9 protein-coding genes and 1 pseudogene are annotated in these 8,353 nt (G+C 69.0%); all 10 read right to left on the bottom strand.

All coding sequences use genetic code 11. From position 1 onward, the window contains the following. A partial coding sequence (locus tag ACRDSQ_RS31385) for a P-loop ATPase, Sll1717 family (RefSeq protein ID WP_431426125.1) occupies window positions 1-1,280 on the bottom strand: 1,280 nt, incomplete at its 3' end. 106 nt (window positions 1,281-1,386) lie between these two features. After that, a complete protein-coding gene (locus ACRDSQ_RS31380; RefSeq protein WP_431426123.1) occupies window positions 1,387-2,130 on the bottom strand; it encodes a sirohydrochlorin chelatase in 744 nt (247 codons plus the stop codon). Then, window positions 2,131-3,015, bottom strand: coding sequence for an ABC transporter permease (locus ACRDSQ_RS31375; protein WP_431426121.1), 885 nt, complete (start codon window positions 3,013-3,015; stop codon window positions 2,131-2,133). It lies immediately after the preceding gene. Continuing rightward, window positions 3,002-3,796 (bottom strand): ABC transporter ATP-binding protein, encoded by a 795-nt coding sequence (locus ACRDSQ_RS31370; protein WP_431426119.1) that lies wholly within the window; start codon window positions 3,794-3,796, stop codon window positions 3,002-3,004. Before ACRDSQ_RS31370 ends, ACRDSQ_RS31375 begins: the two co-directional genes overlap by 14 nt. A gap of 30 nt (window positions 3,797-3,826) precedes the next feature. Next, on the bottom strand, window positions 3,827-4,873 hold the full coding sequence (locus tag ACRDSQ_RS31365; RefSeq protein WP_431426117.1) for an ABC transporter substrate-binding protein: 1,047 nt from the start codon (window positions 4,871-4,873) through the stop codon (window positions 3,827-3,829). Between the two features lie 44 nt (window positions 4,874-4,917). Then, window positions 4,918-6,258 carry a sulfate adenylyltransferase subunit 1 gene (locus ACRDSQ_RS31360; protein ID WP_431426115.1) on the bottom strand — a complete coding sequence of 447 codons (1,341 nt, stop codon included), beginning with the start codon at window positions 6,256-6,258 and terminating at the stop codon, window positions 4,918-4,920. After that, window positions 6,258-7,181: a sulfate adenylyltransferase subunit CysD gene (gene cysD / locus ACRDSQ_RS31355; RefSeq protein ID WP_431426113.1), complete on the bottom strand. Its 924-nt coding sequence runs from the start codon at window positions 7,179-7,181 to the stop codon at window positions 6,258-6,260. Before cysD ends, ACRDSQ_RS31360 begins: the two co-directional genes overlap by 1 nt. Before the next feature lie 5 nt (window positions 7,182-7,186). Next, complete coding sequence (locus ACRDSQ_RS31350; protein WP_431426111.1) at window positions 7,187-7,870, bottom strand: phosphoadenylyl-sulfate reductase; 684 nt, start codon at window positions 7,868-7,870, stop codon at window positions 7,187-7,189. Further along, entirely contained in the window at window positions 7,867-8,025 is a 159-nt protein-coding gene (locus tag ACRDSQ_RS31345) for an Insertion element protein (RefSeq protein WP_431426110.1), read from the bottom strand. Before ACRDSQ_RS31345 ends, ACRDSQ_RS31350 begins: the two co-directional genes overlap by 4 nt. After that, window positions 8,022-8,353: pseudogene (locus ACRDSQ_RS31340) on the bottom strand (nitrite/sulfite reductase); the annotation flags it as partial. The pseudogene ACRDSQ_RS31340 and the gene ACRDSQ_RS31345, both read right to left, overlap by 4 nt.

Genomic DNA, 8,353 nt, shown 5'->3' with positions numbered 1-8,353 from the left:
GCTAGCTTGCGCAGCGCGGCCGCGGCGTCCGGATATGAGGCCTGATAGGCGTTGAGGATGCCGCTGACCAGTAGCCGCTCGGCGTACCGGGTTCCCGCCATGACAGCCTGCGGAGTTACCGCCCACGGCACGGATCCGCTGTCGTGTCTGCTGAAGACGCTGTTGAGGATCTCTATGAGATGCCGGGGCAGCAATTGGGTGTGCCGCAGCATGTAGGCCAAGGGGTCCTCCTCGATGCGCAGCTCACTGTGCATGCGCTCCGGCAGCGCCGCGCGCAGCAACGCGATGTCCGGGTCGGCCTCCTCCCGCCGCGCCGCCGCCGCGCGCAGCGGCTCCAGCCGCTCCGGATGACGTGCCATGAGCAAGAGCCCGAGCCGCGCCCCGGTCAGCCGCAGTAGCTCCGGCGCGGTCCAGTAGATCTTCAGGTATTTGCCCTGCAGATCCTTGTCCGGTGCCGCGGCGATCTCGTGGACCTTGTCGTACAGCTCCGACGGCAGGCAGATCTGCAGCCCGTATGGCCGGTTGTCGGCATTGCGCGCGACCACCCGGCCGGTGCAGCGGAACAGGCCCGTGAGCACCTCGGTCAGCTCGTGCAGCCGCAGGTGCAGGTCCTCCAAGTTGTCCATGACGATGATCACCGGACGGTCTCGGTGTTGGAGGACGTCGAGCATGGCCTGGCGTGCGCGTTCGAAGGTGACGCCGTTGCAGCTGATGCCGGTGATCAGGTCACGCAGTCCGTCCACGGAACTCGCGGTGACGCGCCGGTGCAGCTCGCGCAGCAACTGCTCGGCCGCGTGCGTGGAGTCGGCTGGGGTGGCGTCGTCGCGGTGCACGTAGTCGGTCAGGATCTGCATGTCCCGCCGCTCATCCGACGGTTCGGCGGTGTGCCAGGCGTGGAAGATGGCGACCTGGTCGAGCACGGCGGTCCAGATGTCGGCACTCTGGTCGACGAACAACCTGCCGTGTGTGCGGGTGTAGTTGTGCAGGACCTTGAGCATCTCGTGGTAGACGTTCTCCGTCCGCAGGATCTCGTGCCCCGGAGAACGCCCCTTCAGTGAGCCGCCCAGGAACGCCGTCTTGCCGGATCCCTTGCGGCCGATGATGTAGGTCGGGTGCTCGTTGGCCACGGCCTGCGTGTAGATGACGTTGGTCCGGTCGAAGAGACGGTCCGTCAGCTCCGGGCCGAAATGCGCCATCGCCTCGGTGTTGCTAGGGCCGAACGGCTGCCGCGGTGTGAGGATCCTGCTCAGTCCGTCGACCAGGTCGGTTTGTTGATCCACTTCGCACTCCAGGTGGACGAGATACCTGGAGTCTCGGTGCCCCCGCGCTGTCCGTTACGCCTCAAGTCCCGACTGGCGGAATGTCACTCGAACGAGTGGATGGTGGTCAGGCGCTGCGGAGCTGCGCGACGCGCGTCTCGTCGTACCGGTCAAGCACCACCGTCGCCACCTCGGCTGCGGCCCCCAGAGGCGCTGCGACCACGGCGTCCGGGTCGGCTGCCCCCGCCTCTACGGCCACCCGGTCCGGCAGCAGGCCTGGAGCCAGGAACCACGACGCCACCGCGATCCGCTCGGCCCCACGGGCGCGCAGGGCGGACATGGCGGCGGGCACGCCGGGTTCGGCCGCGGAAGCGAAGGCAGCGCGCACCCCGGACCACCCCATGACCCGGGCCCACCGGTCGGCCACCTCGTGCACCCGCGCGTTGGCGGGCGCGTGCGAGGAACCGGTGGCCGCGAGCACCACGCCCACGGTCGGATCATCAGGCGCCACACCGGTTTCCGCGAGCCTGCGCAGTGCCGCGGCCTCCAGCCGGGCATCCGGCCCCAGCACGTCCGTCACGGTCACCGACAGCCTGGGCAGCCGCGCGCACGCCGCGTCGATCAGCGCGGGCAGGTCCACCCGCGCGTGGAAAGCCCGCCCCAGCAACAGCGGCGACACCACGACCTCGCGGTGTCCCTCGCCGTGCAGCCGGGCCAGGACATCGGTCAGCAGCGGCCGCGACAGGTCGAGGAACGCCCCGTGGACGTCCAGTTCCGGCCGTCGGGCGCGCACGACGTCGAGCAGCTCGGCGACCGTGGCGGCCGAGCGCGGATCGCGACTGCCGTGCGCGACGGCGATCAGGGGCGTCATCTAGTGGGCGCCCGTCAGCCCGCGCGCCCGTAGCACGGACCGCTCCAGCGGCCGGAACAGCAGCAGTTCGATGCCGACACCGACGAAGAAGATCAGCAGGATGCCCGCCATGACCATGGACATGTCCGACAGCGCCATGCCGTTGTGCAGGTACTGGCCGAGGCCGAAGCCCAGCTGCGGCGAGGTCGCGATCAATTCGGCGGCCATCAGCGAACGCCAGGAGAACGCCCAACCCTGCTTCATTCCCGCGAGATATCCGGGAAGTGCCGCGGGAAGCAGGATGTAGCGGGCGCTGTCGATGCGCCCGGCGCCGAGGACTTTGCCGACGCGCGGCAGGATCGGTGGGATCTGGTCGATCCCGGCGACGAGTCCGTTCGCGATCGACGGCACCGCGCCGAGCAGCACGACGGTGTAGATCGTGGCGTCGGTCAGGCCGAACCACAGCACCGCCGCGGGCACCCACGCGACCGACGGCAAGCTCTGCAGACCTGAGATCAACGGCCCGAAAGCCGCCCGGAAGAGTCGCACCTTGGCCAGCAGCAGCCCCAGCGGGGTCGCCACGGCCAGGGCGATCAGGAACCCGATGACCGCGCGGTGCACGGAAACCCAGAGGAACTCCCACACCTGGCCACTGTCGATCAGCGTCTGGATCTGGTCCCACACGGCGATCGGCGCGGGTAGCTGGAACTCCGGCCAGATCGCCCGGGACCAGAGGAACTGCCACAGCCCGACTATGGCGACGAGCGCCACGAGCGGCGCCAGCACTTGGCGCAGCAGGTTGCGGCGGGCGGCACCGCGTGCGGTGATGGGCGGGGTGTCGAGCGCGTCGAGTCCGGCCTCGACGGCGGCTTCGTCCTCACGCAGTTTCGTCTCATGCTGCGGCATGACTGCTGATCACCTCGCGCAGGCGGGCGTTGATCTCGTCGATGCGGGCGGACTCGGCGGCCTGCGACAGCCCGTCGACGTCCCATTCCTGCACAACGCGACCGGGCTTGGACGACAGCAGCACGACGCGCTGGCCGAGGCGGACGGCCTCGCGTACGTCGTGGGTGACGAACACGACCGCGGTGCCCGTCGCCTTCCACACGCGCAGCAGTTCGCCCTGCAGCACGTCGCGGGTGATCGCGTCGAGCGCGGAGAACGGCTCGTCCATCAGCAGCAGCGAGGAGGCCTCGCCGCCGTTGCCGGAGATCGCCGACGCCAGCGCCCGGGCGAGGGCGACGCGCTGGCGCATGCCGCCGGACAGCTCGTGCGGGCGCTTGTCGCCCACGCCGCCCAGCCGCACCAGTTCCAGCAGCTCCAGCGTCTTGGTCTGCCGTTCCGCGCGCTTCACACCCGCGAGCCGCAGAGGCAGTTCGATGTTGCGCGCGGCCGTCAGCCACGGCATGAGCGCGGCCTCCTGGAACATGACGGCCGGGCGGGTGGTGGTCAGCTCGATCGAGCCCGCGCTCGGCTTGTCCAGCTTCGCGATCAGGTTGAGCACGGTCGTCTTGCCGCAGCCGGACGCACCGAGGAGGCAGACGAATTCACCGGGGGCGACCGTCAGATCGATCCCGTCGAGCGCGGTGACGGCACGGGGGCCGTGACCGAACGACTTGCGGACGCCGGTCAGCCGTACGGCGGCGTCGATAGCGGTGGGCACGGGGGCCTCAAGCGTCGCGGTCATCGTCCTCGCCTGCCTTCCTCGGTTGTCCATCTACTTCTTGTCCAGGCCTGCTGCGTCGGCCGCGGGCTTGCCCGCCGCCTTCAGCACCTCGTTGAGCGCGGTCAGATCGACGAACCCGGTGAGGTCGGTCGCCTTGGCCGCCACCCCCGCGGTGACCGCGTCCTTCGCCAGCTGCGGGAACGTGCCCGCCAGCGGGTCCGGGTCCAGCGCGATCGAAGTGAACGCCCGGTCGATGACCGGTGCGGCCAATCCCTTGCCGGTCAACGCTTCGAGCTGCTTGTTGACCGCGGTCTTCGCGCCGCCCTCATCGGTCTTGGCGAAGTCGTTGGCCGCGAGCAGGCCGCGCAGCAATGCTTGCACGGTCTGCGGGTGGTCCTTGAGGAACTGGGCGCGGACCAAAAGGACAGTGGTCGGGAACTTCCCGTCCTTCCACAGGTCCTTCTCGTCCACCAGGACCCTGGCGCGCGCGTCGAGCACCAGTCGGGAGGCCCAAGGCTCGGGCAGCCAGGCGGCCTGCACCTCGCCCTTCTTGAAGGCGTCGAAGGTCTGCGGGTTCTCCCGGTTGGTCACCTGGACCTTGTCGGTGAGGCCCTTCTCGACCAGCCACTTCTTCAGCGCCACGTCCTGGGTGTTGCCCAGTCCGGGACTGACGACCGTCTTGCCCGCCAGGTCTTCCGGCTTGGTGATGTCGGTCGAGACGACGAGCTGCGCGCCGCCCGAGGTGCCGCCCGCGATCAGCCGGACCGCTTCGCCGTTGGACTTGGCGAAGCCGTTGATGGCCGGGCCGGAGCCGATGAAGCCCGCGTCGAGCGAGCCGCCGAGGAACGCGCTGACCTCGGTCGAACCGTCGTTGAACTTGGTCGGGACGAGCTTGGTGTTGCCCAGTTCCTTGGCGAACAGGCCCTTCTCCAGGCCGATCAGCGCTGAGGCGTGCGTGACGTTCGGGAAGTAGCCCAGCCGCAGCTCGGCCGCCGGGCCCTTGTCGGGTCCCGCGGCGGGCTCCTTGGCTGACTCGACACGCGAGCAGCCGACTGCGAGTAGGGACAGGGCGGCGGTCGCGGCGATCAGTCTGGTCAAGCGGGTCTTCACGGCTGGAGCCCTTTCGGTGGGGGAACCGGGTTTTACGGACCGGGGGAGACGGCGGCATCGCCGTCGGTACAACTCCGGTCCGTCTCCAGCGCGGACAGGCCCGCCCCGACGAGGCCCGCGGCGAGCGTGGACCCGTCGGCCGCGTCGATCACCAGGAAGGCCCCGGTGCGCCGGTTGACGGAGTAGTCGTCGACCGGCAGCGGCTCGGCGGTGCGGAGGGTGACCTGCCCGATCTCGTTGAGCTGCAACGCGTCGGGGGTGGCCACAGTGGACAGCTTCTGCTCGTCGAAGCGGGCGTGCAGGTCGGCGACGATGGCCTGGACCGTGCGGGCGCCGTGCTTGACCAGCACCCGCGCGCCCGGCTTCAACGCCTTCTCCGACAGCCACGCCAGGGTCGCGTCGAACTCGTCGGTGACGGCGGGCGCGTCGACGGCCGCGGCGATGAGGTCGCCCCGGGTGATGTCGATCTCGTCGGCGAGGATCAGCGTGACCGAGCGGCCCGCCTCCGCCTCGTCGAGCTCGCCGTCGTGGGTGTCGATGCGCGCGACAGTCGTGCGCAGACCGGCCGGGAGGACGACGATCTCGTCGCCCTTGGTGACCGTGCCCGCCGCGACCAGACCCGCGTAGCCGCGGTAGTCGGTGTGCTCAGGCGTGTTCGTGCGGATCACGTGCTGCACCGGGAAGCGGAACGGGACGTGGTGCGGGTCCGGCTCGACCGGCACGTTCTCCAGGTGCTCCAACAGGGTCGGGCCGGTGTACCACGGCGTGTGCGCGGACCGGTCCACCACGTTGTCGCCCACCAGCGCCGACACCGGGATCGACAGCACCGAGCCGATCGTGTAGCCCAGGGCCGTGGCGTGGTCGGTGAACTCCTTGGCGATGACCTCGAAGATGCCCTCGTCGTACTCCACCAGGTCGATCTTGTTGACCGCCAGCACCAGCTGCGGCACACCGAGCAGCGCCAACACGGCCGCGTGCCTGCGGGTCTGCTCCAGCACACCCTTGCGCGCGTCGACCAGCAGCACCGCGAGCTGCGCGGTCGACGCGCCGGTCACGGTGTTACGGGTGTACTGCACGTGTCCCGGGGTGTCGGCGAGCACGAAGGACCGCTTGGGCGTGGCGAAGTAGCGGTACGCCACGTCGATCGTGATGCCCTGCTCGCGCTCGCTGCGCAGGCCGTCGACCAGCAGCGACAGGTCCGGGGTGGACAGTCCCTTGTCGACGCTCGCGCGATGCACGGCGTCGAGGGTGTCGGCCAGCACGGACTTGGTGTCATAGAGCAGGCGTCCCACGAGTGTGGACTTGCCGTCGTCCACACTTCCGGCGGTAGCGAGTCGCAGCAAATCAGGAGGGAGATCGCGCAGCGTTGTCATTAGAAGTAGCCTTCCCTCTTGCGGTCTTCCATTGCTGCCTCGGAAAGGCGGTCGTCAGCGCGGGTCGCGCCGCGCTCGGTGAGCCGGGACGCGGACACCTCGGCGATGACCGCCTCGATGTCGGCGGCGTCGGACTGGATCGCGCCGGTGCACGAACCGTCGCCGACGGTCCGGTAGCGGACGGTCAGCTCCCGCACGGTCTCGTCCGCGTTCGGCCCGAACCACGGGCCCGCCGTCAGCCACATGCCGTCGCGCTGGAACACCTCGCGCCGGTGGGCGTAGTAGATCGACGGAAGGTCGATGTTCTCGCGCTGGATGTAGCGCCACACATCGAGTTCGGTCCAGTTCGACAGGGGGAACACCCGGACATGTTCGCCCGCGCGGTGCCTGCCGTTGTACAGGTTCCACAGTTCGGGACGCTGCCTGCGCGGCTCCCACTGGCCGAACGAGTTGCGCAGGCTGAAGATCCGCTCCTTGGCTCGCGCGCGCTCCTCGTCGCGCCTGCCGCCGCCGAACACCGCGTCGAACTTGTTGCTGGTGATGGAATCCAGCAGCGGCACGGTCTGCAGCGGGTTGCGTGTCCCGTCGGGGCGCTCCTGCAGCCGACCGTCGTCGATGAAGTCCTGCACGCTGGCCACGACCAGGCGCAGCCCGTAGCGCTCGACGGTGCGGTCGCGGAACTCGATGACCTCGTCGAGGTTGTGCCCGGTGTCCACATGCAACAACGGGAACGGCACCGGCGCGGGCCAGAACGCCTTGACCGCCAGGTGCAGCAGGACGGTCGAGTCCTTGCCGCCGGAGAACAGGATCACCGGCCGGTCGAACTCGCCCGCGACCTCGCGGAAGATGTGGATGGCCTCGGACTCGAGGCGATCGAGTGCGTCTAGCTTGTTCACGGCCTGTGTTGACTCTGTTGTTTTCATATTCCTTACCCGTGCAATCCGCACTCGGTCTTCGACTGCCCGGCCCAGCGGCCACTGCGCGCGTCCTCGCCCGGCTTGGGCAAGGCGGTGCACGGCGCGCACCCGATCGACAGGTAGCCGATGCTCACCAGTGGGTTCTCCAAGATCCCGTGGTCGGCGATGTAGCCGTTGAACTGCTCGTCCGACCACGCCGCGATCGGGTTGATCTTCACCAGGTTGTTCCGGTCGTCCCACTGCACGATCGGTGTGTTCGCCCGCGTCGGCGCGTCCACCCGGCGCACCCCGGTCACCCAGGCGTCATAGCCCGCAAGGGTTTTCTGCAGTGGCACGACCTTGCGCAGGATGCAGCACTGGGTCGGGTCGGTCTTGTTCAGCAGGCCGAACTCGGCCTCCTGGTCGGCCACCGACTGCTCGGCCTCGGCGTTGACGATCCGCACCTCCGGGTAGACCGCGGCCACCGCGTCGCGGGTGCCGATGGTCTCGGGGAAGTGGTATCCGGTCTCCAGGAAGAGGATGTCGATCTCGCGCTTCGCCTGGTACGCAAGGTCGATCAGCACCGCGTCCTGCATGTTGGACGCGACGATGAACCGGTCGCCGAAGGTGTCGCGGGTCCACGCCAGTGCTTCCACAGCGGAGACGTCGGCCAGCTCCTTCTCCGCCCACTGAGCCAGTTTCTTCAACTCGGTCACTTCACTACCCCCTGCGGCAGGTTCAAACCCACGAACTTGACCGTGAACACGCGCCTGCAGCTCGCGCACAGCCACGCGGACTGCGGCTCCTCCTGCGGGCGCAGGTCCTCGTCGCCGCAGTAAGGACAGTGGAACGGCGTGGCGCGCTCGGTCATCGCAGATCACCCTCGTCGGCCCTGGTGACCCACTGGGCGAAACGCTCGTCCTGCTCGCGCTTGGCGACGAAGTTGCGGACCACGCGCTCGACGTAGTCCGGCAGCTCGACCGCGGTGACCTTGTGGCCGCGCAGCTTGCGGCCGAACCCGGCGTCCAGGCCGAGCCCGCCACCGAGGTGCACCTGGTACCCCGGAACCTGTTCGCCCGAGTCATCCATGATCAGCTGGCCCTTGAGCCCGATGTCCGCGGTCTGGATGCGTGCGCACGAGTTGGGGCAGCCGTTGACGTGCAGCGAGATCGGATGCGGCAGGTCGAACCGATCGAGAC

The organism is Actinokineospora sp. (genome assembly GCF_050699995.1).
GTDB lineage: Bacteria > Actinomycetota > Actinomycetes > Mycobacteriales > Pseudonocardiaceae > Actinokineospora.
The sequence above is the reverse complement of the archived record's forward strand: the minus strand, read 5'-3'. Positions and strand labels throughout refer to the sequence as shown.